Below are 25,628 nucleotides of genomic sequence, written 5' to 3' on the forward strand. Positions count from 1 at the left end.
CAAAAAATAAAAGGTGACCACCCCATGAAAACTTCCGGATACACGCACCGTCAGCGCCCCTCGGGTATGCCCTTCTACAAGTATCGGCCCTTCCTGGATACAAATCCGATTGCACTGCCGGATCGTACCTGGCCCAATAATCGTATTACCAAGGCGCCGCGCTGGCTCTCCACCGATCTGCGCGACGGCAACCAGGCCCTTATCGAACCGATGGATATGATCCGCAAACGGCGGATTTTTGATCTGCTCGTCAAGATTGGCGTGAAGGAAATTGAGATCGGTTTCCCGGCGGCCTCCCAAACCGATTGGGATTTTGTGCGCTCCCTGGCGGAAGACGGCGCGGTGCCTGACGACGTGACCGTCTCGGTTCTCACCCAGTCGCGCCCCGAACTTATTCACCGCACCATCGATGCGCTGGCCGGATTCCCGCGCGCCACCGTGCACCTGTACAACGCCACCTCGCCGGTTTTCCGCGATGTGGTTTTCGGCTCCTCCAAGGAAGCCATCCGCGAACTGGCCATGGCCGGAACCCGGGAAATCGTGGCATACGCCGAAAAGGTACTTCCGGACGATCTTATTTTCGGCTTCGAATATTCCCCGGAAATCTTCGTGGATACTGAAATTGATTACGCTCTTGAGGTGTGCTCATCGGTCATGGATGTGTGGCAACCGGATGCCGAGCGCGAAATTATTATTAATCTTCCCACCACGGTGGAACGCGCCACCCCGAACGTCTACGCCGATCAAATCGAATACTTCTCCCGCCATATCCCCAAGCGCGAATACGTAGCGCTTTCCGCGCATAACCACAATGATCGCGGCACCGGGGTGGCCACCACCGAATTGGCGATGCTCGCCGGTATTGACCGGGTGGAAGGCTGCCTCTTCGGGCAGGGGGAGCGCACCGGAAACGTTGACCTTATTACGGTGGCCATGAATCTTTATTCGCAGGGAATTGATCCGGAGCTGGATCTTTCCGATATTGATGCCATTGTGGATGTGTGCGAAGAATGCACCGGGATTGAGGTGGGCCCGCGGGTGCCCTACGCCGGTTCGCTTGTCTACACCTCGTTCTCCGGCTCCCATCAGGACGCCATTAAGAAGGGGATGCAACGCCGGGCCGCGGATCTGGCCGCAGCCGGGGGAGACGAGCGGCAGGTTCCCTGGGCCTTGCCCTATCTGCCCATTGACCCCAAGGATGTGGGGCGTACCTACGATGCCATCGTGCGGGTTAATTCCCAGTCCGGCAAAGGCGGGGTTGCCTACCTCATGCAAACCACCCGCAACCTGGACCTGCCCCGGCGCATGCAAATCGAACTCTCCCGCATCGTGCAAACCTGGACGGAGCGCACCGGCGAAGAAGTCAGCGCGGATACCCTGTGGGATATTTTCGTGGACGAATACCTCCCGCTCTCGCAAGGATACGGGGAGCAGGAGCCGGCGGGCGCTGCGGCGGTGAAGCCGGCGGGTGCAACGAGCGCAGCGGGTTCGGCCGGCGCGGCGGGCGCTGCGGCCTCGCAGAACGCACCTGGCGCGCCGGGTACGACCAGCACCCCGTGGGGCCGCTACCGTTTGCGCGCCCTGGAATTCACCAATAACAGCGGCGGGGTGACCGATATTAGCGCCGTCGTAGAAACCCAGGCGGACGGCGTGCAGCACAGCCTGCACGGCAGCGGTAACGGACCTATCCACGCTTTCGTCAATGCCATGGAACAGCTGGGCGAACATATCCACGTGCTCGACTATGCCGAACACACCCTGAGCGAGGGTACGGATGCTTCGGCGGCCGCCTATGTGGAATGCGAGATTGATGACCAGGTGCTGTGGGGCTGCGGTATTCACACCTCCACGACACGCGCCGGCCTCAAGGCGATTATCTCGGCTGTCAATCGCGCGCACCGCTAAACTGGGAGCCAGTGAAACTCTATCGGGATGAAGGAATAGTCCTGCGCACGCAGGACCTGGGGGAAGCGGACCGCATCGTCACCCTGCTGGCACGCGCGCACGGTTTGGTGCGCTGCGTGGCCAAAGGGGTGCGCCGCACCCGCTCCCGATTCGGGGCGCGCCTGGAGCCGTTCACCTACGTGGATGTGCAGCTCTACCGGGGGCGCAGCCTCGATATTGTCACGGAAGTGGCCACCCTCAATCCTTTCGGGCGGGCTATCGCGCCCGATTTTGAAGCCTACGCGGCCGCGAGCACCATGGTGGAAGTCGCGGAAAAACTCGGGGCGGAAGGCGAACCGGATAGGACCCACTACCGCCTTCTCCTGGGCGCCCTCAATTCCCTGGCTGCCCGCCAGCACGCCCCCTATCCAATTATGGATTCCTACCTGCTGCGCGCCATGGCGGTATCCGGGTGGGGCCTGGCGGTGACCTCCTGCGCGCTCTGCGGCAGCGGGGATGATCTCACCGCCTTCCATGTGCAAGCCGGCGGCCTGGTGTGCCGGCGTTGTGCCCCGCGCGGGGCCGCCTATCCGGGCGAAGATACCCGCAGGCTCCTCGCGGCCCTGGCGCGCGGAGATTGGGAAGTTATTGACGCGCTGGCCGGCAGCGCCGGGGAAACCGCACACGGATATATTTCCGCGTATGTGCAATGGTATTTGGAACGCAAGGTACGTTCCTTGCAGATCGTGAGGTCGGCATCATGACAGACGAGCACCCGAATCGAGCGCAGCTGGACCACCTCCCTCACCTGGAGCGCCCCACCCCGGCCCACCGGCCCGGCATCACGCCCCCGCCACTGGGGCAGGTGCCCGAGCACGTAGCCATCGTGATGGACGGCAACGGGCGCTGGGCGAATGCCCGCGGGCTGGCGCGAACCGAAGGCCATAAAGCCGGCGAGCGTTCCCTCATGGACGTGGTGGCCGGCGCCCTGGAAGTGGGAATCGCAGAGCTCTCCGTCTACGCTTTTTCTACCGAAAACTGGCGGCGTTCGCCTTCCGAGGTGCGTTTCCTCATGGGATTTTCCCGCGATATTATCCGCGCCAACCGCGACCAGCTCCACGAATGGGGAGTGCGAGTTCAGTGGGTGGGCCGCGAGGGCCGGCTGTGGCGCTCGGTGCTGCGTGAAATTCGCGCCGCGGAAGAACTGACCGCGGGAAATACCCGGATGGTCCTCAATCTGTGCATTAACTACGGCGGGCGCGCGGAAATCGTGGATGCGGTGCGCGCGGTGGCCGAGCGGGTGGCCCGCGGGGAACTCAAAGCCGAGCGCATTAGCGAAGCAACTCTGACCGCCCAGCTCTACGCCCCCCGCATGCGCGACGTCGATCTCCTTATCCGTACCGGCGGGGAATACCGCACCTCCAATTTCCTCATGTGGGAAAGCGCCTACGCGGAACTGTATTTTTCCCCGCTGCCCTGGCCGGAATTCGAGCGTCGTGCCCTGTGGGAAGCCTGCGCCGCCTACGGGCAGCGCGAAAGGCGATTCGGCGGCGCCGTCGACAAAATTGCGCCGGAAGGCGCGGCCTCATCACGCTAGACTGGACTAAGCGCGCCCGCCGCACGGCCGCGGCGCCACGCATCAAGCACGCATAAGGAGCGGATATGACCACCCACGATCCCTACGCCGGAGTGCCGGCCGGAAGCGTTGATCTTCACCTCACCTCCGATGATTTCGCGAACGGGGAAGCCCTGCCCGAAAGCGCAACCGGCACCGGCACCACCCCGGGCGGCGCGGACCGCAATCCGCAACTGGGCTGGGATATCCCGCCGGAGGGCACGGTGAGCTTGCTCGTCTCCTGCTATGACCCGGATGCTCCCACCCCGTCCGGTTACTGGCATTGGACGGTTGCGAATCTGCCCGCCGATACCGCCGAAATTGCGGCCGGCCGCTCTGATGACCTTCCGGCACCCGCCCTCACTTTGAAGAACGACGGCGGAACCCCGAGCTTCCAGGGCGCCGCCCCGCCGGCCGGCCACGGCCCGCACCGCTATATTTTCGCGGTGCTCGCCCTCGATACCGTACTGGATATCGATGCAGAAACCCGGCCCGCGGTGGCGTATTTCCTGGCGCGCGAACACGTGCTCGGCCGCGGCCTGCTCACCGGCACCTGGGAAAATAACTAATAACGAAGCGCAAGGGGAGGATAACTCGATGACTGACGTGCGCACCTACGCGGTACTCACACCTTTTGATAGCGCGGATGCCCTCGCGGCGCTCTGCGCGCTGCACGGCCTGGACGTGCAGGTGGTGGCCACGGATTCCGGGGCGCTGGTGTACCGCCAGCTGGAAACGCCCGTCTACGATGAATGGGATATCCGCAATATCACCGGCCCGGATCCCGATGAGGAACCCGCCTCCCTTTCCGACGACGCGCCCGCGGTGGCCGGAATGCTCTCCCGTCTCAGCCCCTACGGTTCCATTCTTATTGACGTCAATCTGGATAAAGAATCTACCGGTTTTGAACCGGGCGTATCCGGGATGGTGCGCGCGCGGCGTTTCTTCGCTGGCAAGGCCGATGAGGAAATCGCTTCCGGTTTGCTGCTCAACTCCCTGGATCCCATCGTGGAGGAGCTCCTGCTGGGGGAGCGCTCCATTACCGACTGTGAGACCTGGGATTCTGCGCAGCTCACGCAGGCAGATATTGAGAAGATTCTGCGCAAAGTAGCGCGGGGCGAAGATGGTAATGAGGATTCCGCGGGGGATCGCGATGAGCTGTGAGCTGCTCGTTGCGGTAGATATTCGGGCGGGGCGTTCCGCGCGGCTGGGCAGCGGCCCGGAAGCGTGGAGTGACCCGGCCGCGGCTATCGCGGATTTCCGGGCGGCCGGGGCGCAGTGGATTCACCTGGTGGATCTCGACCTTGTATACGGCACCGGGGATAATTTCTCCCTGCTGGAGCGCCTCATGGAGAGCAGCCCGATGCGCTGGGAGCTTTCCGGGGGAATCGACACCCCGGAGGTGCTCGACCGTGCCCTCGCTACCCGCGCAGAACGCATTAACCTCGCGACCACCGCCCTGCGGGATCGCGCGTGGGTGGCGCGGGTACTGGCGCAGCACGCGGACCGGGTTGCCGTATGTCTTGATGTCGACGGCGCCCGGGTGGTTGCGCGCGGTGCCGGTACCGATGTTGGGGAGTTGCGTGAGGTTATAGATTTTCTCGACGACGCCGGTGCGCGCCGCTATATCGTCACGGATCGAACCCGAGATGGCGCCCTCGCCGGGGCTAATCTTGAGTTACTCCAGCGGGTCGCGGAGCTGAGCCAAGCGCATATCACCGCCTCGGGCGGTATGGCGACGCTTGCCGATCTGCGCGGCGTTCGGGAGCTGAGCGAGCGCGATGCGAGCGCGGATGGTCATTCGCTCGGCCGCGTGGACTCCGTCATTATTGGCAAAGCCTTCTACGAAGGCAACTTCACCGTTGCCCAAGCCCTCGAGGAGCTTGCCTGAGCGGTGAGTTCCGTGGCTGCGGGGCGTGGCTGCGCCGTTGCATGTGGGGAGAATAACCCGCGGTGTTATCCGTAACTCATGCCGATGTGCTAAACTAGTACGGTCAATCCGGCATTCTGCCGGAACGCAAGTGGAGAAATCCCACCTAGCCGCCCGCCCGGGCCGCTGTTTCGAAAAGAAATTTTCGGAAAAGGAAGGACCGGGTCATATTCAAAGGGTAGCGGGTTCGTAACATGGCCGTTTGGCGTGCCGTGTCACCTCGGGAGTACTCCGTGCGTTGTCCACGTTGAGGAACAGAGGAACTGCAATTAACAACGAACCGCGTGTAAATGATCGCATCCACGTCCCTAAGGTGCGCCTTGTTGGCCCCAGCGGTGAACAGGTTGGTGTGGTGCGCACGGAAGATGCGCTCCGCCTGGCCGTTGAGGCGAACCTTGACCTGGTGGAAGTTGCTCCGAATTCCAATCCGCCGGTCGCGCGCCTCATGGACTACGGGAAATACAAGTACGAATCCGCCCAGAAAGCTCGGGAAGCTCGTCGTAACCAGGCCAATACTCAGATCAAATCCATCCGGATTGGGCTGAAGATTGACGGTAATGACTACAACACCAAGAAGTCGCAGGCGGAACGTTTCCTGAACGCCGGGGATAAGGTCAAATTCGATCTTCGTTTCCGCGGCCGTGAACAATCCCGCCCGGAAATGGGTGTGCGCCTGCTCTCCGGCCTGGCTGAAGAACTCGCGGAAATTTCCACCGTGGAAGCAGCACCTCGCGCTGACGGACGCAATATGTCCATGGTTCTTGCGCCCACGCGGCGGAAGTCCGAAGCGAAGTCCGATCAGCGGCGTCGTCGTGAAGCTGAACGCGAGAACCGGCGCGCGAAAGCCGCCAAACGCGCGGCCGAACGCAACGCAAAAACCTCCGAAACGGATAACAACGCAGCCGCAACCGAATAAGTTGCCTTGTGAAAGCGCGCCCGCGGGCGCGAAAGATCTGGTAGATCAAATGTGCCCCCGGGGCACGAGTGAGGATGAACAATGCCCAAGATGAAGACGCACTCCGGTGCGAAGAAGCGTTTCCGCGTGACGGGAAGCGGCAAGCTCATGCGCGAACAGCGCAATAAGCGCCACCTGCTGGAGCACAAGAGCTCCACCCGGAAGCGTCGGCTCTCGCGCGACCAGGTTGTGGACAAGTCCAACCTTCGCGAAGTTAACCGTCTGCTCGGCCGCTAGATTCGTCCGACGAAAAGTTTTGTAAAAGGAGAAAAACATGGCACGCGTCAAGCGCTCCGTTAACGCCAAGAAGAAGCGTCGCACTACCCTCGATCGGGCGTCCGGCTACCGCGGGCAGCGGTCCCGCCTCTACCGCAAGGCCAAGGAACAGGTCACCCATTCCTTCGTCTACAACTACCGCGACCGCAAAAAGCGGAAGAACGACTTCCGCAAGCTGTGGATCACCCGCATCAACGCGGCCGTGCGCGCCGAAGGCATGACCTACAACCGCTTCATCCAGGGCCTGGGCCTGGCCGGAATTGAAGTTGATCGCCGTCAGCTCGCTGAAATGGCCGTCAATGATCCCACCGGTTTCACCGCGGTGGTCAATGCTGCCAAGGCTGCGCTTCCGGAAGACGTGAACGCACCCAAGGTTGCCTAAGCTTTTTCAAGCGTGATGCATCAGCGGCCCGAGTGACGATACCTCGTTACTCGGGCCGCTGCGTTTAGACTACAATCATGAAACTTTTCGCCCACCGCGGCCTGTCCGCCGACGCCCCCGAAAACACCATGGCTGCATTCCGGGCCGCCTACCAGGCAGGATTCACCTGGATCGAAACGGATGTGGATATCACCGCGGATGGCACCCTCCCGCTGTGCCACGACGCCACCCTGGAGCGCACCACCACCGGCCACGGGCGCGTCGATGAACTCCGCGCCCAGGACCTGGAAACGCTGGACGCCGGCTCCTGGTTCAGCCCCGGCTTCGCGGGAGAAAAAATCCCCACCCTCGGGCAGCTCGTCGATTTTGCCCTAGAGACTGGGATGGGCATCAATATCGAAATGAAACCCTGCGCGCAGGGCGGCGAGCAGGCTCGCGCCCTGGTTCGTGCGGTGGCGCAACAAGCCCGGCGGCTCGGCCCCGAGCGGGCGCTCGTCTCCTCTTTCTCCCACCTGCAACTGGCCGAATTCGCGCGCCACGCCCCGGAAATCCCACGCGGAGCGCTATTCGAGCGCGCGACCTTCGGGCCGGATTGGCGCACCGTCCTTGACCTCACCGATGCGCGTTACCTGCATGTGAGTGACGACGCCGTGACCGCGGCCGTGGTGGCGCAGGCCCGCGCGGCGGGCCGAGACGTGCACGTCTACACAGTTAACAACCCCGAACGTGCCCGGCAACTAGAACGCTGGGGCGTGGCCGGCATCTTTACCGACGGCTTCGTGCGGCCCTAGCGGCTCCCGACAACCCACAACCTGCAACCTACAACCTACAACTTGCCGCCTACACCTACCCCTACAGAAAAAGAAACAACCCGTGAAAAGCACACCCGCATCGCATACCCAACTCACCCGCGCCGCCCGCCTGCACCGCCCCCAGCAGCGCGAACGTTTCCGGCAAACCCTGGTGGAAGGTCCCGGGGCCGTTCAAGAACTCCTCGCGCACCGCGCGAATCTGGTTCGCGACGTTTACTATACGAAAGCGAGCCTCATTTCCAACCCGGAGCTCGGTGACCTCATCAAAAATGCCGGCGTCTACCACCACCCGCTCAACGCCGATGAGATACAGGCCCTCTCCGAAGATGCGCGCGGCGTTGTGGCCGTTATCGATATTCCGGAAACTCCCGCGCTCACCCCCACGGTCAAGGAAGCAAAGCTGGTGCTGGCCACCGCGAATATTCAAGACCCCGGTAATGTGGGGGCCATTATTCGGGCCGCGGATGTGGCCGGATGCGATGCGGTGCTCCTCGGGCGCGGCAGCGTGGAACTGTGGTCCCCGAAAGTTATTCGCTCCTCGGCCGGCTCCATTTTCCACCTCCCGGTTCTCGATTCCATTAACGTCAGCAAGCTCGACGGTGTGCTTGAGCGCGCGGGCATCAGCTTCCTAGCGGCCACCGGCGAGGGGGAGTGGGACTTGGCCACCCTGGTGGCCTCGGCGAACGACGCCGCCTACCTCGGGCAACCACCCCTCGGCCCGGATCTCACCCGGCCGGTGTGCTGGCTGCTGGGCAATGAAGCGCACGGCTTCGCGGATGTGGATGCCAATGTGGATGCGACCGTCGCCATCCCTATCTACGGGAAAGCCGAATCCTGCAATGTTGCTATGGCCGCCGCGATCCTTTCCAGTACGACGGCGATGATCCAGCACCGCCCCTAAATAAATACACAGGGTAAGCCACGCGGGCGGCGAAGAATCTTCTTCGCCGCCCGCTGCGGGGCACCCGCTGCCGGGTAACCCATCGCTACTGAGGTGGATATATCAGTACTGGGTGGATGTACCGATAATGGTGGATTTACTTGTTATCGGAGAGGTTGTCCTTGACGTCCTCGAACTTTTCCTTAGCGGCATCACCGGCATCGGAAGCGGCATCCTTGACCTTTTCGCCAGCATCCTTTGCCTTGTCACCGGCATCGGAGGCCTTCTCCTCAGCCTTATCGCCGTGGTCCTTGTCCGTGAGTTCGTCCTTGACTTCCTCGAACTTTTCCTTCGCAGCATCGCCCAGCTGGCCCGCCTTATCGGCGGCCTTCTGGCCGAATTCCTTGGCCCGATCAAAAGCCTCGGTTGCGCCTTCCTTAATCTTGTCCACAAATTCGTTCGCCATGGCGACTCCTTTCCATTGATTAATGAAACAAGTCGATCATAGCAAAGTGGCGGCCGTCACTTCACATTAAGGTAGTTAAACACTTGGCCGTGCGCGAACGTATCGCGCACGGCCAAATTCTCAGTCCCGGGTAGTTCGTTACGGAGCCGCACTCCAGTTCCAGAGCGGTACTCCGGTCACCGACGAGTACCCGTTACGTGGGCGTGTTTCCTTACTTCGCGGTGGTCCCGCTCAGCTTGGAGGTATCCACCCGGAAGGCCCGAGCCGGAATCGTGGTCACGAGGGCTTCGGATACCTCGAGGGCTTCATCAAGCTCCAGGCGATGTTCGGCCACCATCCGTGCCAGGTAAACCGAGTCCATCCGGCGGGCGACGTCGTGCCGTGCAGGAATGGAAGCGAAGGCGCGGGTATCGTCGATCATCCCGGAGGTCTTGTAGAAGGTGCCGTAAGGGGTGACCTGTTCGCGGTAGCGCAAGATTGCATCGGGCTCATCGATGAACCACCACGGGGCGCCCACGTACACGCTCGGGTAGTATCCGGCCAGCGGGGCCAGTTCGCGCTGGTAGACATCCTGATCGATGGTGAAGAAAACAACCTGGAAGTTCGGGTTGTCTCCGTATTCGGAAAGCATGGGCTGCACGTTATTCGTGAATTCCACAGCCATGGGCACATCGCCCCCGACATCCGCACCCAGGCGCTCGAAGGCCGCCTGGTGATGGTTGCGGTACACGGCCGGGTGGAAGGTCATGACCAGGCCGTCCTCGCAGGCCAGGCGCGCCTGGTCGTTGAGCATATGCCGGCGCAGGGCTGCGCCATCTTCTGGCGAAATCTTGCCGGCCAGGGCCAGCTTGTAGAGTTCGGCCGCCCGCGCTTCGGGCAGGCGTGCCGTACCCGGATCGCGATGCGAGTGATCGGAGGATACCGCGCCCATCTCCTTGAAGAAGAGGCGGCGCTTGCGCATGGCTTCCACGTAGCCTTCGTAGGTGGACACATCCTGATCGGCTGCCTGGCCGAGCGCCTCCACATTGGCCTTGAAGTCCGGGGTGGCCGGTTCGAGGTACTTATCGGGGCGGAAGGTAGGCGGAATATAGCCTTCCCAAGTGGGATCATCCAGGAGCTGCTTGTGGTAGCGCAGGTCCGAAACCGGATCATCGGTGGTGGCCATCATTGCCAGGTTGAAACGCTTGTACAGCGAGCGGGGGAGGAATTCTTCCGTCTTGAGGAGGGCGTTGATGTGATCGTAGATCTCATCGGCCGTTTCTTCGGAGGGGCGCACATGCACATCGAAGACGTCCACGAATTCGGATTCAAACCAGCCCTGCACCGCGGTACCGCGCAAAGTCCACCAGTTCTTGCAGAACAGGCGCCAGGCCGCGCGGGACTTTTCGGGGGAGAGCGGGCTTCCTACCGGCACACCCAGATCGGCCAGATCCACCCGGCCCACCGCGTGCAGGAGGCGGTTGGTGTAGTGATCCGGGGTGAGGAGCATGCTCGTGGGATCGGTGAAGGGAGTATTGAGAGCGAGCCATTCGGGGGGAACATGGCCGTGCGGGGAAATAATGGGATGCTTCTTGGTGACCTCGAAAATTTCGCGCGCCAGTTTCCGCTGCGTCGGATCTGCCGGGAAAAGCCGGTCCGGGTTGAGAGTGAGGGGCGTCGACATTGAATCCTCCTATTTTTGAGCCGGGCGCGGGGCTTTCCCTCGCCTCGGCTTGCTTCTTTTAAGGTACTCCACCCCGCCCGGGGGCACGCGGGCACGGAGACCGGGTGCGTAGCCAACGGCGACGACGCCGCGGCCCGCTCTCTCACTTTACGCGAAAACATGCGGTTTTCGGGAGAGTATTTGAGAGCTAGAAACGGGAATTTCTAAATGTGAAAAATGTCATGGTGGTGGCGAAAGGGTGCGCGTCAGCGCCGTCGTCGTGCTAAAAACCGCGAGAATCCGCGGTTTTCAGAGAATCTCCCCGGCGGCACGTTCCTCGTCCACGATACGAACGGGGGAGCTAGGTAACTGCTGGAAAGCCGCGGAAACTTATAAGCTTTTGATGCGAAAGAGCGGTAGTGATAGCTTCGCGGCAGTGTAGCGCGGTAACAGCTCGCGCGGGCACGGAAGCCGAGCGTGAGCGCGGTAAGAGTCGATGGCGAACCACAACCGTTCCTCCTTTCACAGAAAGACAAAAGAAAATGGGAACACACAATAGCGGCGCCCTCGACGCCGATAAGCGTGGCGAGCTGGAGAAACTCTCCAAGCTGCGCGTGTACACCGCCAAGCCGATCACCATTGGTCGCGGTATTTGTTTCGGGCTGGTGGACCTCATGGGTGGTGGGTGGAATACCATCATCTCCGGTCTGCTGCTCTACTTCTTCACGAACTACGGCGGGGTGACGGCTACCCAGGGCGGCCTCATCCTCGGTGTGGCTCGTATCGTGGACGCCGTTATCTCGGTGTTTATCGGCCCGCTGACGGACGGTTTCTACCGCACGAAGCTGGGGCGGCGTTTCGGCCGGCGCCACTTCTTCCTTATGATTGGCGCGCCTCTGCTGCTCCTCATCTTCCCGCTGCTGTGGATTCCCTTCGGCGGATTCTGGTACTACCTCGTTATCTACCTGCTGATCGAGGTTATTATCGCGATCATCCTCATTCCGTGGGAAACCCTGCCTACCGAAATGACCCGCAAGTACGAGGAACGCACCACGCTCTCCTCGATGCGTATGTTCTGCTCGGCCACCGGCACCTTCGTGGTGTTCTTCATCCCGGCGCTGGTGCGCGGCAACGTCTCCAACCCCTGGGCCTACCTCGGAATTGGCGGTGCCTTCGCGGTGCTCTTCGCTATCGGCGTGTTCACCACCTACGCCACCACCTGGGAGCGCCCGCTCACCCCGGAATTCGTGGCCGAACTCGATGCCATGCCGAAGATGAACGGTTTCCAGATGCTCAAGCACACCGCGGTGGAATTCACCTCGGTATTCCGCAACTCTTCGTACAACAAGCACCTGACGGTCTACCTCTTCTCCTTCACCGGGAAGGATGTCTACGCTTCGGCGCTGACCTTCTTCGCGGTCTACGCGGTGGGGATGAGCGAATCCCAGGGCTTCTGGCTGCAGGCCGTGTCCATCGTGGGTATCCCCATGACGATTTGGGCCATGTTCCTCATGCTCTCGCACGGGCCGCGCTTCCTGTGGGCCTTCTCCTTCACCCTGATCCTCGCCTCGCTGGCGGGTGTGGGCGCGATCTACCTCATCGGGCCGGAAAGCAACGCCTTCATCTACCTGCTGGCCACCGCGGTGATCTACCAGTGCGGGCGTGCGCTGCTCGAATACACCCCGTGGAATGTGTACCCCTTCATCCCGGACGTTGATTACATCATGACCCGCGAAGATCGCGCCGGCATCTACGCCGCCGTCATGACCTTCGGGCGTAAGTCCACCGGTGCGCTGGGAACCTTCCTCGTGGGCTGGTTCATGGACCTGGGCGGCTTCGTCAATCCGCTGGAAAAGGGCACGAACCTCGCGGCCTCCGGCTACACCCCGCTGCACGAAGGTGCTTGCAAGGTGGATGCCTCCGGTGCGCTGGAAAGCTCCTGCCAGGTGGTTCAGTCCGCCGGTGCTTCCCATATGATCGCCTTCGTGACGGTCATCCTTCCCGCGATCCTCATCGGGGTGGCGCTGCTGGTGTCCCGCTTTGTGAAGCTGGATAAGCACACCCACGCCATCCTCATGGATGAGATTCACCGCCTGGAAGCGGGCGGGGCGAAGGAAGATGCCACTCCCGAAGCTCGCAAGGTTGCCGAAGACCTTACCGGGCATTCCTGGGATGAGCTCTGGCCTGAGGTTCCCCTCAGCCAGCGCTAAATTCTAGGAACGACGCCGGCGCCGCGTACCGCGGCGCAAGCGAGCTACCAGTAACCTCACAGCGGGGCCGAGTCCATCTCGGCCCCGCTGTTACGCACTTTCGGCGAGTTTGACTAGAATTGACATGGTTAACTACAAGAAAGGCAGCTATGTCCTCACAGCTCAGTCCCCTGGACGAAGCGGGAGTGCAGGCGGCCGTCGCGCAGGCATGTAGCGCTTTTGCGGCGGCCACCACCCTCGAGGAGTTGAAAGCCGCGCGGTTGGCGCACAGCGGTGATAACGCTCCGATCACTCACGCGAATATGCAGATCCGGAACCTCGCCAAAGAAGAAAAGCCCATCGCCGGCAAACTTCTGGGCGCGGCCCGCAAGGAAATCCAGGCGGCCCTCGCCAGCGCCACCGCTCGTATCGAGGAAGCGGAAGCGGCCGCGGCCCTGGCCACCGAAACGGTGGATGTCACGGTGCCGACCAACCGCTCTCCGCGCGGGGCACGCCACCCGCTCACGGTTCTCAGTGAGGACATTGCTGATTTCTTTATTGCCATGGGCTGGGAGATCGCCGAAGGCCCCGAAGTGGAGCACGAGTGGTTCAACTTCGACTCCCTGAATTTCGGGCCTGACCACCCGGCACGCCAGATGCAAGATACCTTCTACGTATCGGGCGTCGTCGGCCCTGATGGTGCGGTCACCGAGGAACGCAACCTGGTGCTGCGCACCCACACTTCGCCCGTGCAATCCCACGCGCTGCTGCGCCGCGGTGCCCCGCTCTACATCGCCTGCCCGGGCAAGGTATTCCGCACCGACGCGCTGGATGCCACCCACACCCCGGTATTCCATCAGGTGGAAGGCTTGGCAGTGGATAAGGGCCTGACCATGGCCCATCTCAAGGGCACCCTGGATCATTTCGCCCGCCACATGTTCGGGCCGGAAGCGAAGGCGCGGCTGCGGCCCTCCTTCTTCCCCTTCACCGAACCGAGTGCGGAAATGGACCTGTGGTTCCCGCAGAAGAAGGGCGGCCCGGGCTGGATCGAATGGGGCGGTTGCGGCATGGTCAATCCGGAAGTGCTGCGCAATAACGGCATTGACCCGGATGTTTATACCGGCTTCGCCTTCGGAATGGGCCTGGAGCGCACCCTAATGCTGCGTAATTCCATCGCTGATATGCGTGACATGGTGGAAGGCGATGTGCGCTTCTCCATGCAATTCGGAACCACCGGGAGGGGAAACTAATGCCACTGATTCCGCAGGAATGGCTGGGCTCACACGTGGAGCTGCCCGAGGATCTCAGCCCCGCGCAGCTGGCTGCCGCGCTGGTAAAAGTCGGCCTGGAAGAAGAAACAATCCACCCCGGCGCGGTCACCGGCCCGCTGGTCTTCGGCCGGGTGCTCAGCCGCGAACCGAAGAAACAAAGCAACGGGAAGATCATTAACTACTGCCGTGTGGACGTAGGTCAGTACAACGACGAACCCGGAACGGGGCGGGAGCCTTCCGAACTGCCCTCGCGCGGCATTATTTGCGGTGCCCATAATTTCGAGGAGGGCGATACCGTGGTGGTGTCCCTCCCCGGCGCCGTGCTGCCGGGCGGTTTTGAGATCGCGGCCCGCAAAACTTACGGCCATATTTCCGACGGCATGATGTGTTCGGAACGCGAACTCGGGCTCTCGGATGAAAGCGAGGGCATTATTGTTCTCGACGACGCAGCCGCGGCCAGTGTGGAACTCGGCAGTGATGCCAGGCAATTCCTGGGCCTGCCCGGGGAAACCCTGGAAATTAACGTGACCCCGGATCGTGGGTACTGCTTCTCCATGCGCGGGGTAGCCCGCGAATACCACCACTCCACCGGGGCTCGTTTCACCGATCCGGGCCTGGCGGACGCTCCGCTCCCGGAGGCCACCTCCTCCGGGTTCCCGGTACGGGTGGAAGATAACGCGCCGATTCACGGCCAGCCCGGATGCGATCTGTTTGTCACCCGGGTGGTGCGCGGGGTAGATCCGGCGGCGCCCTCCCCGGCCTGGATGGCACGCCGCCTCCAGCAAGCCGGCCAGCGGTCCATCTCCCTGGCGGTGGATGCCACCAATTACGTGATGCTGGACCTGGGCCAACCCTTGCACGCCTACGATCTGAATAAGATCCGCGGCGGTGGGCTGGTGGTGCGCCGGGCCAAGGCCGGCGAAAAACTCACCACCCTTGATGATGTGGAACGTACCCTCGATCCGGAAGATCTTCTTATTACCGATAATGGGGGAGAGCGCGTGCTCGGCCTGGCCGGCGTGATGGGCGGAGCCGATACTGAGATCACCGCGGAAACCAGCAATGTGCTGGTGGAAGCAGCGCATTTCGATGCGGTATCAGTGGCGCGCAGCGCCCGGCGCCATAAGCTCCCCACCGAAGCCTCCAAGCGTTTCGAACGCGGGGTGGATCCCGCGGTAGCGGCAGTGGCCGCGCAGCGCGTCGTCGACCTTTTGGTGGAATACGGCGGGGGAGAAGCAACCGATGAGGTCTTTGTGTACGGGCAGGTACACCAGTTGCCCGCGCTCGCTTTCCCGGTTGCGGATGTGGAACGCCTGACCTCGTTGCAGCTGAGCGAGGATCGTATTGCGGAGATCCTCACGGATATCGGTTGCACCGTGGAACGCGGCGGCGCGGTGTGGAGCGTGCAACCTCCCACCTGGCGTCCGGATTTGGTGGGCTCGGCTCACCTGGTGGAGGAAATCGCGCGCCTGGAAGGCTATGATGCGATTCCCACCGCGGTTCCCACAGCTCCGGCCGGGCGGGGGCTGAGCCCCGCGCAGCGCCAGCGCCGCGATATTGCGCGCACCCTGGCGGAAACCGGGTGGGTGCAGGTGCTGACCTATCCCTTTATTCCGGCCGCGCGTTTCGATGAGCTCGGCTACGCCGCTGATGATGAGCGGCGCACCGCTATCGCGCTGGCCAATCCGCTGCAGGATGAGGCCAATCTGCTGCGCACCTCCCTGCTCGATACCCTCATTCCGGTGGCCTCGCTCAATGTCAAGCGCGGTAATCCGGCGGTGGCGGTCTTTGAGATGGGCACGGTGAGCCGGCCGGCCGGTATCAGTCCGGCCCCGATTCCGGTGGCGGGCCAGCGCCCTTCCGAGGAAGAGATTGCCGCCCTCCACGCTGCTATCCCCGCCCAACCCCATCACGTGGCCGGGGTGGCCTGCGGGCCGCGTACCGCAGCTCGGGCCGGTTACCCGGTAGAAACCTGGGATTGGCGGGATGCGGTAGAAGCCGGGCGGCGCGCTGCCGGTATGCTCGCTGAGGTTTCGGTGCGTGCCGCGAACCAGGCACCCTGGCACCCGGGGCGCTGCGCGGCCATCCTGGCCGGAGACCGCGTTGTTGGCTACGCCGGGGAACTCGCGCCGGCGGTGTGCAAGGCCTTGGATATTCCGGCGCGCTCGGTCGCTTTCGAGGTGAATACCGACGCCGCGCTTCCGGAAAACGTGGAACCCGCCGCGGTCAAGCCGGTGTGGACCAGCCCGGTCGCCAAGGAAGATCTTGCCTTTATTGTTGATGCCGATGTGATCGCCGGTGATGTGCGGGCCGCCATCGTGGCCGCCGCGGGGGAGGCCCTCGAAGACATCGAGCTTTTCGATGTGTTCACGGGTGATCCCGTTCCAGAAGGGAAGAAGTCGCTGGCATTCGCGCTGCGCTTCCGCACCGATCACACCCTGACCGCTGAAGAAACTGCCCAGGTACGCCACCGGGTGGCACGCCGGATGCGCAAGGACTTCGGCGCGGAGCTGAGGGCCTAATGGCGCAGCAGGAGGTGGAGCGCGTGGATACGGGCGAGCAGGTGACCGGGCAGCAGGTTACCGAACCGCAAGTAACTGCGCAGCAGGAATCGGAAGGACTCGCACCGGCCCGCCGGATTCTCATTACCGGGGCTTCCCGGGGCGTGGGCAAGGAGCTCGCTATTGGTTTAGCGGCGCCCGGACGTACCCTCATTTTGCTGGCGACCAAGCTCTCCAATTTGGATGGTACCGCCACCGAATGCGAGATCCGGGGTGCCCAGGTTATTACCCTCGGGTGTGACCTGGCGAAAGAATCCTCGATCCGAGAGATGTTGCGTATCCTCCTCGAGGAAGGCGCCCCCGATATGGTGCTCAATTCCGCCGGGGTATACGGGGAAGAAGAACTTCCCTGGGATACCAGCCTGGAGGATTTCCAGCGCACCATCGCGATTAACGTGGAAGCCCCGTTCCAGCTGGCCCAAACTTTGGTGCCTATTATGCTGGAGCGTGGCGGCGGGAGAATCCTGGATCTATCCGCTACCGCGGCATCCCACGATTCTGCGGACGCGGTCTCCTATTACACCTCGAAAACGGCGCTATTGCGGCTGGCCGCATCCTTGCATTTGGCCGGTTACCAGCGCGGTTTGCGGGTGCTTTCCCTCAATCCCGGCGCGGTGAAAACCGATATGACGGCATCCATGAAACGTTATCGAGACCGCACCGAATGGGTACCGCTCGGCGAATCCGTGGCTATTGCCCAGGCTTTCGCAGCCGGCGAGCTCGATGGGCTCTCGGGCACCCAGGTGCGGGCCGGGACCGATTCCCTGGAGAAGCTCCGCGAACTCTCCGCGCGCGGGGTGTCCGGGCGAGCGCGCCGCCTGCGGCTCACCGGATGGGATGCCTAAAACCGGGCGCGCATAATCAGCACCCATAAGCGGCGTGCATAAGCACAGCGGACTAAGGGAGGGAGCCTCCTGCATGGAGACTCCCTCCCTTACTCATCTGCTATTTATCTGCGGCAGAGACTTATCTGCTACCGACCCCGCGTCATCGACTCATCTGCGGCACAGACTGGCGACACACAAAGTGCGCGCGAGGAACACGATCAGCAATTAATTATGTGCCGAGACTCGCATCCTGTGCCGGCAGCCAGCCCAATGATTACTGGGTATTAGCCCCGAACTTTTCGCCGCAGACCTTGGCTGCTTCGCCCATAATCGCTTGGTCTTCCTGCGAGAGCAAAAGGATCTGCGCGGCGATATTACGCTGGCCCTGCTCAGATAGGCCACGGCTAAGCCCCTCATCGACCGTGCACTCCACAAGCTTGGGGAGCATGGCCTTTTGAGCTTCCGGGATATCCTGCGTGTTCTTGAGCAGCTCGGACGTAGCGGCAAGCATGCCGGCGCTCACCTCATCGCGGGTAGGAGCCGGGCCGTCCGTTGCAATAGCTGCCGGACCCTTATCGGTGATCGGCGCGGAAGGCTGAGCGGGACTCGCATCTGCTGCCGAAGGAACTGCCGGCACCGAGGCGGCCGCCGACGTTTCCGCAGCTGGCGAAGCCGATTCCGACTTAGTGCTATTACCCGAGCAGGCAGCCAGGTTCACCGCGAGACAGGCCACAGCCGCTACACCAAAAAGTTTACGCATCTTCACTCATTTCCATGCGGAATAAAACAAGTAGATACTATCAGCTACGCGGCTTTCGCCCGCGGGGCGCCCACGTGAAATCCACCGCCTCGCTCAGCCCCGGGAGTTGCGCAACCCCGCGGGAGTCGCGCAATCCCACGAGTGTCGCGCAACTTCGCGGATGCTTGCATGAAGATACGTTACGAGCTGGGCCGTCTCCCCGTTGGGCAGGGGATGACCCGGTGGCTCTTCCCGATGAGTATTACCCCTGGGGCTGCCCGGCGAGCTTCGTGGCGCAGTTCTCCGTTACCTTTTGGAGGATATCGTTGTCTTCTTTAGAGACTTCATCGAATTTCTTTACGTCACCGTTGGCAATAATCCTGAGGCCCTCCACGGAGACACCTTGTTCGATAGCACCATCGGCCATACACTCGACGAAGCCGGTAAGAATGGATTCGTGAAGTCCGGCTGGGAGCTTGTTACCCGCCTCCTCAATAGCGGAATTGAATCCCTTGTTAAGTCCGGCCACAACCTCATCACGCGAGGGGGCGGCATCCTTTCCGGAACCGTTCGAGCAGGCCGTCAGAGTGAATGCGGTGCAGATAGCTGCAAGACCGGCAACAAGTTTACGCATGGAATTCTCCTCGGAAGCGTGGCGATGGATGAAAGATTATCCACCCATTGCCACTCTACCGGGACATGGTTACCAGCGCGTGAACACCGGGAAGCGCAAACTATGAACGCCGCCACCCGCGCCCACCGCGGCGCTCCCCGCGATCATGCCGGTCATGGCGCCGATCCGAGCGGCGCTCAGAACGGTAATCCGAACCGTAATCGCCATCATCGCCACGGTTGAAAGAACCGCGGCCGCGCCCGCGCCGGTCTCCGCGTGCGCCCCGATCCGAACGCCCCGCGCGATCCGAACGGCTGTGGCCGCCGCGGCGGGCGGCGGGAGCGCCGCTGTCTTCAGAAATCCGCAGGGCACGCCCGGAAACCTGCGCTTCGGAGATACGCCGGCGGGCTTCCGGAGAAAGCGGCACCCCAATTTCCACCAGGGAGAAGGTGGGGTAAATATCGATATGGCCCAGGTCCGAGCCGCGCAGCCCACCTTCGTGGGTGAGCGCGCCAACAATCGCGCCCGGACGCACCCGGTCCTTGTGCCCCACCTCAATGCGGTAGCGCTTCCCGCCCTTGAATTCGCGAGCCTCGCGGCGCTTCTTCTTGAAGGAATCGCGGCTGTCCTCCCCGGTAAAGCTTTCCTCTTCATCCGCGGAAGGCCCGGGATCGCGCACGCCCAAGGCCAGCAGCGCCACGATAATATCCTCGAGGCTCATCGGTGCGGGAGCCTCGGTCGCGGCCTCGTTTTCTGCACCGGTTTCCGTTTCAACATCGGTACTGTTTCCGGTACCGGTTTCGTTCTCGAAGTCTTCCGTAGTATCGGTAACGACGGCGCCTTCCGAGTCAGCCGGAACCGAGCTTGCTGCCTCAGCAACGCCCTGGTCAAGCGGGAGGGTAGCGGGGGAGGCTGCGGCGTCGTCGTTCTTATTCTGCTGCGCCTCCTGCTGGGCGGCCAGGAATTGCTCGAGGACCTCGCGGTAGACGCCCAGGCGCCCGGCGTCGAAACGGGTGCGGGCCTGCTCCATGAGTTTGGCGGCACGCAGTTTCGAGACTTCCGCCGGGGTGGGAAGATCGATTTCTTCCATCTGCGATTTGGTGGTTTTCGCGATGCGGCGCAGGCGCGGCAGTTCCTTCGGCGTCACGAAAGTGAGCGAGCGGCCCTCGCGCCCGGCGCGGCCGGTGCGGCCGATGCGGTGCACGTAAGTATCGGCTTCACGCGGCACATCAAAATTGACGACCAGCCCAATGCGTTCCACGTCCAGGCCGCGCGCGGCCACGTCGGTGGCAATCAGAACATCCAGGGTTCCGTCGCGCAGGCGCGAGACCAGGCGTTCGCGATCCTTTTGGGCGACGTCGCCCGAAAGCGCCGCGGTGGCCACCCCGCGGGTACCCAGCTCAATCGCCAAGTCCTCCGCGGTGGCGCGCGTGCGCACGAATACAAGGGCGGCGTCGGCTTCAGAAACCGCGAGCACCCGGGCGAGGGCACCCACCTTGCGGCGGGCCGGAACCACCGCGAATTCCTGGGTAATATTCGCAACCGTGGAGGCCGGCGGCGTGACGGTAATTTCCTCCGGGTCGTTCAGGTGAGAATCGGCCACGCGGCGAATCGCCGGGGGCATGGTGGCGGAGAAAAGCGCCGATACGCGCTCGGCGGGCAGGTCAGAGGCGATCTTTTCCACGTCCTCCGCGAAGCCCATGCGCAGCATTTCGTCCGCTTCGTCTAAAACGAAGTAAGAAACGTGATCGAGCACGAGCGCGCCGCGATCAATGAGATCCATAATGCGCCCGGGCGTGCCCACCACCACATGCACGCCGTTTTCGAGGGCGCGCAGCTGCGGGGGATAGGGAGAACCGCCGTACACGGCCAGCACGTTGGTATCTGTGCCGCGCGCGAATGATTCAATGGCATCCGCGCCCTGGAGCGCGAGTTCGCGGGTGGGTGCGAGTACCAGAGCTTGAACGACGGCGCTGCTAGTATCCACCTGTTCCAGAAGCGGCAAACCGAAAGCGGCAGTTTTCCCCGTTCCTGTTTGGGCGACGCCGATAACATCCCGCCCGCTGAGCAGCAGCGGAATGGCCTGCTCCTGGATCGGGGAGGGGTGTTCAAAACCGAGAGCATGAATAGCGGTGAGCGTTTCCTCGGAAAGACCGAGGTCAGCGAAAGTCGCCGGGGTGGCGGTGGAGGAAGAATCAGACGGCGTATTTTCGCCGAGATGTTCAGACATGAATTCCTAACATAGGCACAGGGGGCGCAAACGCGCCGCTACCAGTTTACTCCGGGGTGCAAGCCCGGTGCTGGATATATGCGGTGAGCTTGCCCTCTGTTCACGCGGCGCTGGAATCTTCGCTGAGCATATCCGAGCCGCTCAGCTTTTCCCCGCCCGGACCCACGCCGCTCAGGCGCTGCGATTCGGCAAGATTTTCCGCGGCCTCGCTACCCGCCGGTGGCACAATACGGCTGGCCACCACCGCGCCGGCAATGGTCAGCGCAATGGACACCGCGATGCCGGCCATCAGCGCAATATCCTGCGGCGGGGTGAGCACCGAATAAATAATTCCAATAATTGCGGCAACGAGCGAGGTTCCCATGGAATCGGCCACCTGGAGCGCCGAAGAAGTGCGGCCCTGGCCCTCTTGGGAGGTGCAGGCGAGCGCGTGCACGCTCAGCGCCGGGAACGCGAAGCCGCATCCAATACCCGCGATGGCCCACCCGATAATAACGAGGCTTCCGGGCAAAGCGTGATGCGAGCCAGCCAGCACCAGGGCAAGGCCGATTGCATCGCCAATTGAGCCCCATAGCGGCAGGCGTAGGCGCAGCGCGGCATTGGTGATCCGCCCCGAGAAATACGATCCCACCGCCCAGGTAATCGAACCGACCGACAAAATAAGACCAGCTTCCACCGGGCTCCACCCGTGCACATCCTGGAGCAGGAGCGGTAGAAACATCTCAATTGCCGTGAAGGTACCGAGGAGAACGCGGGTGGCAATAGTTGCGGGCAGCCCGCGCACCCCGCGGAAAGTCCCGCGCGGGAAAAGCGGACGAGCGCAGAAAAGTAAAGCGAATCCGCACACCCCGATAATGGCGAAGGTGTGCGCACTATGCTCCGTTGCCCCGCTCATAATCTGCAGGCAAGCCACCAGGGCTCCGGTCCCGAAGGCCGGAATGACCATGGTGCGAATATTCATCGGTTTCTTGACGCGATCAATATCCGGGATTTTATTCATCCCAATGAAGAAGAAGGGCCCGATGAGCAGGATGGTGGCCGGCACAAAACCGAAAATCCACCGCCAGGACATCGCCTCAACAATAATTCCGGCGAGCAGGGGGCCGAAAAGCGAGGGGAGGACCCAGGCCGCGGCGAAAGCGGTGAAAAATCCGGGGCGACGACGCGGCTGCACGCTATTGCCCACGATGGTGTAGAAGGGCACAATAATGAGGCCCCCGCCCAGGCCTTGGATAGCGCGGCCGGCCACGAAAATTTCCATGCTGGGGGAGACGGTACAGATCGTGAGCCCCACGGTGAGAAGCACGACGCCGGTGTACAGGCAAGAATGCGGGCCTTTGGAATCGGACCATTCCCCGGCGAGCGCCGTCGTCATTAACTGGGCCGCAAGTACCACGCCGAGCGCGAGGGCGTAAAGGTTCTGCCCGTCAAAAGCACGCGCCACGGTAGGCATGGCCGTGGTGACCGCCATGCTCTCAAAAGCAACGAGCGAAATAAAGCCAACGGAAAAAATACGGAAAAGGCGTTCGCGCTCCGGAGATAGATACCTGCTCATTAGATCCATTAGACCAGCGAAAGGGGGCAGAAAGGAAGAGGCGGAGCCCGGTATATGCGGTGGTGTGTGCCACCGTGGGGCCGTGTGGTGCGGCGGCGGAACGCAACGGGACGCATCGGCGAGCGGCCGGAGCGTAACTTTTGCCCGGAGCGTGCCGCGGGTTCTACCATGGAGCCGGTGCTTGCTCGTCTCGCAAGCACCTTAGGACGGCCCGTCTAGCCGTTTCCCACGATAGGAAGAGTGACAAAAGCGTGTTACGTACTCGTTATGCCGGCTCGCTGCGAGCAAGTGATATTGACAGCGAAGTGACGCTGACCGGGTGGGTGGATCGCCGCCGTGACCACGGGGGTATCGCCTTCATTGATCTGCGTGATGCCTCGGGTATCGCCCAGGTGACCGTCCGTGAAGAAATTGCGCACGAGTTGCGTAACGAATTCTGCATTAAGGTGACCGGGATCGTGCGCGAACGCCCGGAAGGCAATGCGAATGCTGCCCTGGCCACCGGGGAGATCGAGGTGGAGGCCACGGACGTTGAGGTCCTCAGCCCCGCCGAAGCCCTGCCCTTCCAGGTATCCGATCACGCCGAAGGGGCCGGCAAGGTCTCCGAAGATATTCGCCTCAAGTACCGCTACCTGGATTTGCGCCGCTCCTACGAACAGAAGGCCCTGCGGCTGCGCGCCAAGGTGAACCAGGCGGCCCGGCGGGTACTCGACGGCCACGATTTCGTGGAGATTGAAACCCCGACCCTCACCCGCTCCACCCCGGAAGGCGCCCGCGATTTTATTGTTCCGGCGCGCCTCAACCCGGGAACCTGGTACGCCCTGCCGCAGTCCCCGCAGCTTTTCAAGCAGCTGCTCATGGTGGGCGGGATGGAACGCTACTACCAGATCGCCCGCTGCTACCGCGATGAGGATTTCCGCGCGGATCGCCAGCCGGAGTTCACCCAGCTGGACGTGGAAATGAGCTTCGTTGATCAAGATGACGTTATCGCGGTGGCCGAAGAAGTGCTGCGCGAAATCTGGAAGCTCATCGGCTACGACCTGTCCACCCCGATTCCGCGGATGACCTTTAAGGACGCCATGGAAAAGTACGGTTCGGATAAACCGGACCTGCGTTTCGGGCTGGAACTCATCGACCTGACCGAGTACTTCAAGGACACCACCTTCCGGGTCTTCCAGAATCCCTATGTTGGTGCGGTGGTGATGCCCGGCGGGGCTTCCCAGCCGCGGCGCACTTTCGATAAGTGGCAGGAATGGGCGAAGGCGCGCGGTGCGCACGGCCTGGCCTACGTCACCATCGCGGAGGATGGCACCCTGGGTGGCCCGGTGGCCAAGAATATCACCGACGCGGAACGTGCTGGCCTGGCCGAAGCCACCGGCGCGAAGCCCGGGGATTGCATCTTCTTCGCCGCGGGTGAGCCGACCTTCTCCCGCGAACTGCTGGGTGCGGCCCGCTTGGAAATTGGCCAGCGGGTCGGCCTTATTGACGAGGATGCCTGGGCTTTTGTGTGGGTGGTGGATGCCCCCATGTTCAAGCCGGCTTCCCAGGCCGCCGCGGAAGGCGATGTGGCCCTCGGTTCGCGCTGGACCGCCGTCCATCACGCTTTCACCGCTCCCAAGCCCGAACACCTCGATACCTTCGATACCGATCCGGCCGGCGCGCTGACGAATGCTTATGACATCGTCTGCAACGGCAACGAGATCGGCGGCGGTTCCATCCGTATCCATCGCCGCGATATCCAGGAACGCGTCTTCAAGGTCATGGGTATCGATAAGGAAGCCGCCGAGGAGAAATTCGGTTTCCTCCTCGAAGCTTTCAAATTCGGTGCGCCCCCGCACGGCGGGATTGCTTTCGGCTGGGATCGCATTGTGTCCCTGCTGGTCAAGGCACCCTCGATCCGCGACGTTATCGCCTTCCCGAAGATCGGCAACGGCTGGGATCCCCTCACCGATGCTCCCGCGGAAATTACCGCGCAGCAGCGTAAGGAAGCCGGTGTGGATGCCACTCCGAAGGCCCGCTCTGGCGCGGTGGATGCCGCAACCGGGGCGCCCCTCGCGGAGGAAACGCCGGCGGTCGGTGATACTGCCGGGGCGGCTGCCGGAAAGTAGCGGCCCGCGGTTGCCGGGAAGTAGCTGGCAAGTTGCTGGAAAGTAGCGGCTCAGCGGCCTAGCTGCCGCGTAGGCGGTGGCCTGTAGTCGGCAGCCGCGAAGAAGCTAGCGATATGCAGGAAAGACGCCGAGCGTACTCAGATGCGCTCGGCATCTTTCACACCCGCGAGCAAGCGCGGATCAAGCGCGGTGGCCGGCCCGGTGAGCACCGATAGCTGCCCGTTTGGTTCGAGGATGACAGCTGCGACGTCGTCCACACACGCAACGCCGCGCAAACGCACGGCCATCATGATTTCTTCCGTGGTGGTCGAATGCCGGCGCGCCGCGGGCGTGAGTTCCCCGCGCGCCCAAATAACGACGGGCCGCGCGTGCACCCAGGCCTCCCCGCGGTGGGAGAGCGCGATAAAGCGCAGCAATGCTTGCATGCAGAACAGGGTGAGAAGGGCGACGACGCCCCCGGCCAGGGTGGGAGTATGCCCGAGGGTGACGCGCCCCGCGATCGCCCCAATAACGACGACGGCCGCCATATCCGAGGTGGATAGCCGGCTCACGACATTCTGCCCCAGAGCCCGCAAAATCACCACGAGGAAAAGGTAGATGAGGCAGGTGGCCACGGCGATGGCGCCCGCCTGCAACCAGGTGATGCCCAGTAGCTCGGCCAGATTCAGGTGATTGATCTCAGACATGCCTCCA

Annotated in this window: 23 protein-coding genes; 16 read left to right on the top strand and 7 right to left on the bottom strand. The window is 62.5% G+C overall.

Annotated elements, in window-relative coordinates:
• The first annotated feature begins 24 nt into the window (after nucleotides 1-24).
• The 11 genes from ACRQHG_RS01650 (at nucleotide 25) to ACRQHG_RS01700 (ending at nucleotide 8,755) form a co-directional block, all read left to right on the top strand.
• Entirely contained in the window at nucleotides 25-1,905 is a 1,881-nt protein-coding gene (locus ACRQHG_RS01650; RefSeq protein ID WP_284896367.1) for a 2-isopropylmalate synthase, read from the top strand.
• Nucleotides 1,906-1,916: 11 nt separating this feature from the next.
• Nucleotides 1,917-2,648, top strand: coding sequence for a DNA repair protein RecO (gene recO, locus ACRQHG_RS01655; RefSeq protein WP_435719370.1), 732 nt, complete (start codon nucleotides 1,917-1,919; stop codon nucleotides 2,646-2,648).
• Entirely contained in the window at nucleotides 2,645-3,481 is an 837-nt protein-coding gene (uppS, locus tag ACRQHG_RS01660; RefSeq protein WP_284896371.1) for a polyprenyl diphosphate synthase, read from the top strand. Before recO ends, uppS begins: the two co-directional genes overlap by 4 nt.
• Nucleotides 3,482-3,546: 65 nt before the next feature.
• Complete coding sequence (locus tag ACRQHG_RS01665) at nucleotides 3,547-4,068, top strand: YbhB/YbcL family Raf kinase inhibitor-like protein (RefSeq protein WP_284896373.1); 522 nt, start codon at nucleotides 3,547-3,549, stop codon at nucleotides 4,066-4,068.
• Between the two features lie 28 nt (nucleotides 4,069-4,096).
• Entirely contained in the window at nucleotides 4,097-4,663 is a 567-nt protein-coding gene (locus ACRQHG_RS01670) for a hypothetical protein (RefSeq protein WP_284896374.1), read from the top strand.
• Nucleotides 4,629-5,390, top strand: coding sequence for a HisA/HisF-related TIM barrel protein (locus tag ACRQHG_RS01675; protein ID WP_284896375.1), 762 nt, complete (start codon nucleotides 4,629-4,631; stop codon nucleotides 5,388-5,390). The genes ACRQHG_RS01670 and ACRQHG_RS01675 overlap by 35 nt, the downstream gene beginning before the upstream one ends.
• Nucleotides 5,391-5,676: 286 nt before the next feature.
• Entirely contained in the window at nucleotides 5,677-6,345 is a 669-nt protein-coding gene (infC, locus tag ACRQHG_RS01680; RefSeq protein WP_087070840.1) for a translation initiation factor IF-3, read from the top strand.
• Between the two features lie 81 nt (nucleotides 6,346-6,426).
• A complete protein-coding gene (gene rpmI, locus ACRQHG_RS01685) occupies nucleotides 6,427-6,621 on the top strand; it encodes a 50S ribosomal protein L35 (RefSeq protein WP_016442851.1) in 195 nt (64 codons plus the stop codon).
• A gap of 37 nt (nucleotides 6,622-6,658) precedes the next feature.
• Entirely contained in the window at nucleotides 6,659-7,042 is a 384-nt protein-coding gene (rplT, locus tag ACRQHG_RS01690) for a 50S ribosomal protein L20 (protein ID WP_026429412.1), read from the top strand.
• Nucleotides 7,043-7,119: 77 nt separating this feature from the next.
• Nucleotides 7,120-7,833 (top strand): glycerophosphodiester phosphodiesterase family protein, encoded by a 714-nt coding sequence (locus tag ACRQHG_RS01695; RefSeq protein ID WP_284896377.1) that lies wholly within the window; start codon nucleotides 7,120-7,122, stop codon nucleotides 7,831-7,833.
• A gap of 82 nt (nucleotides 7,834-7,915) precedes the next feature.
• The gene (locus ACRQHG_RS01700; protein ID WP_284896378.1) at nucleotides 7,916-8,755 is read left to right on the top strand and encodes a TrmH family RNA methyltransferase; all 840 of its coding nucleotides are present in this window, start codon (nucleotides 7,916-7,918) and stop codon (nucleotides 8,753-8,755) included.
• A gap of 136 nt (nucleotides 8,756-8,891) precedes the next feature.
• Here the strand turns inward: ACRQHG_RS01700 and ACRQHG_RS01705 are convergent, their stop codons facing one another.
• Together ACRQHG_RS01705 and uxaC are read right to left on the bottom strand one after the other, a co-directional pair.
• Nucleotides 8,892-9,200 carry a hypothetical protein gene (locus ACRQHG_RS01705; RefSeq protein ID WP_026429409.1) on the bottom strand — a complete coding sequence of 103 codons (309 nt, stop codon included), beginning with the start codon at nucleotides 9,198-9,200 and terminating at the stop codon, nucleotides 8,892-8,894.
• Nucleotides 9,201-9,411: 211 nt separating this feature from the next.
• Entirely contained in the window at nucleotides 9,412-10,863 is a 1,452-nt protein-coding gene (gene uxaC, locus ACRQHG_RS01710; protein ID WP_087070837.1) for a glucuronate isomerase, read from the bottom strand.
• A 521-nt stretch (nucleotides 10,864-11,384) separates the two neighbouring features.
• Between uxaC and ACRQHG_RS01715 the strand changes: the two genes are divergently transcribed.
• From ACRQHG_RS01715 to ACRQHG_RS01730, 4 genes are all read left to right on the top strand, one after another.
• Nucleotides 11,385-13,052, top strand: coding sequence for an MFS transporter (locus ACRQHG_RS01715; RefSeq protein WP_051278604.1), 1,668 nt, complete (start codon nucleotides 11,385-11,387; stop codon nucleotides 13,050-13,052).
• Nucleotides 13,053-13,201: 149 nt separating this feature from the next.
• A complete protein-coding gene (pheS, locus tag ACRQHG_RS01720) occupies nucleotides 13,202-14,281 on the top strand; it encodes a phenylalanine--tRNA ligase subunit alpha (protein WP_087070835.1) in 1,080 nt (359 codons plus the stop codon).
• Complete coding sequence (gene pheT / locus ACRQHG_RS01725; RefSeq protein WP_284896380.1) at nucleotides 14,281-16,824, top strand: phenylalanine--tRNA ligase subunit beta; 2,544 nt, start codon at nucleotides 14,281-14,283, stop codon at nucleotides 16,822-16,824. Before pheS ends, pheT begins: the two co-directional genes overlap by 1 nt.
• Nucleotides 16,824-17,708, top strand: a complete 885-nt coding sequence (locus tag ACRQHG_RS01730) for an SDR family NAD(P)-dependent oxidoreductase (RefSeq protein WP_284896381.1) — start codon at nucleotides 16,824-16,826, stop codon at nucleotides 17,706-17,708. The genes pheT and ACRQHG_RS01730 overlap by 1 nt, the downstream gene beginning before the upstream one ends.
• A 256-nt stretch (nucleotides 17,709-17,964) precedes the next feature.
• Here ACRQHG_RS01730 and ACRQHG_RS01735 read toward each other — a convergent pair whose 3' ends face one another.
• From ACRQHG_RS01735 to ACRQHG_RS01750, 4 genes are all read right to left on the bottom strand, one after another.
• The gene (locus ACRQHG_RS01735; protein WP_284896382.1) at nucleotides 17,965-18,450 is read right to left on the bottom strand and encodes a DcrB/PsbP domain-containing protein; all 486 of its coding nucleotides are present in this window, start codon (nucleotides 18,448-18,450) and stop codon (nucleotides 17,965-17,967) included.
• A gap of 241 nt (nucleotides 18,451-18,691) precedes the next feature.
• Nucleotides 18,692-19,063, bottom strand: a complete 372-nt coding sequence (locus ACRQHG_RS01740; protein ID WP_284896383.1) for a hypothetical protein — start codon at nucleotides 19,061-19,063, stop codon at nucleotides 18,692-18,694.
• Between the two features lie 100 nt (nucleotides 19,064-19,163).
• Entirely contained in the window at nucleotides 19,164-21,272 is a 2,109-nt protein-coding gene (locus ACRQHG_RS01745) for a DEAD/DEAH box helicase (RefSeq protein ID WP_284896384.1), read from the bottom strand.
• Between the two features lie 100 nt (nucleotides 21,273-21,372).
• Nucleotides 21,373-22,827: an MFS transporter gene (locus ACRQHG_RS01750; protein ID WP_284896385.1), complete on the bottom strand. Its 1,455-nt coding sequence runs from the start codon at nucleotides 22,825-22,827 to the stop codon at nucleotides 21,373-21,375.
• A 251-nt stretch (nucleotides 22,828-23,078) separates the two neighbouring features.
• On the opposite strand from ACRQHG_RS01750, the gene aspS reads away from it, so the two are divergent.
• Nucleotides 23,079-24,935 (top strand): aspartate--tRNA ligase, encoded by a 1,857-nt coding sequence (aspS, locus tag ACRQHG_RS01755; RefSeq protein ID WP_284896386.1) that lies wholly within the window; start codon nucleotides 23,079-23,081, stop codon nucleotides 24,933-24,935.
• A 137-nt stretch (nucleotides 24,936-25,072) separates the two neighbouring features.
• Here the strand turns inward: aspS and ACRQHG_RS01760 are convergent, their stop codons facing one another.
• The gene (locus ACRQHG_RS01760; RefSeq protein ID WP_284896387.1) at nucleotides 25,073-25,621 is read right to left on the bottom strand and encodes a DUF421 domain-containing protein; all 549 of its coding nucleotides are present in this window, start codon (nucleotides 25,619-25,621) and stop codon (nucleotides 25,073-25,075) included.
• Nucleotides 25,622-25,628 lie beyond the last annotated feature (7 nt).

The organism is Actinotignum vesiculae (assembly GCF_051267215.1).
Lineage (GTDB): Bacteria > Actinomycetota > Actinomycetes > Actinomycetales > Actinomycetaceae > Actinotignum > Actinotignum schaalii.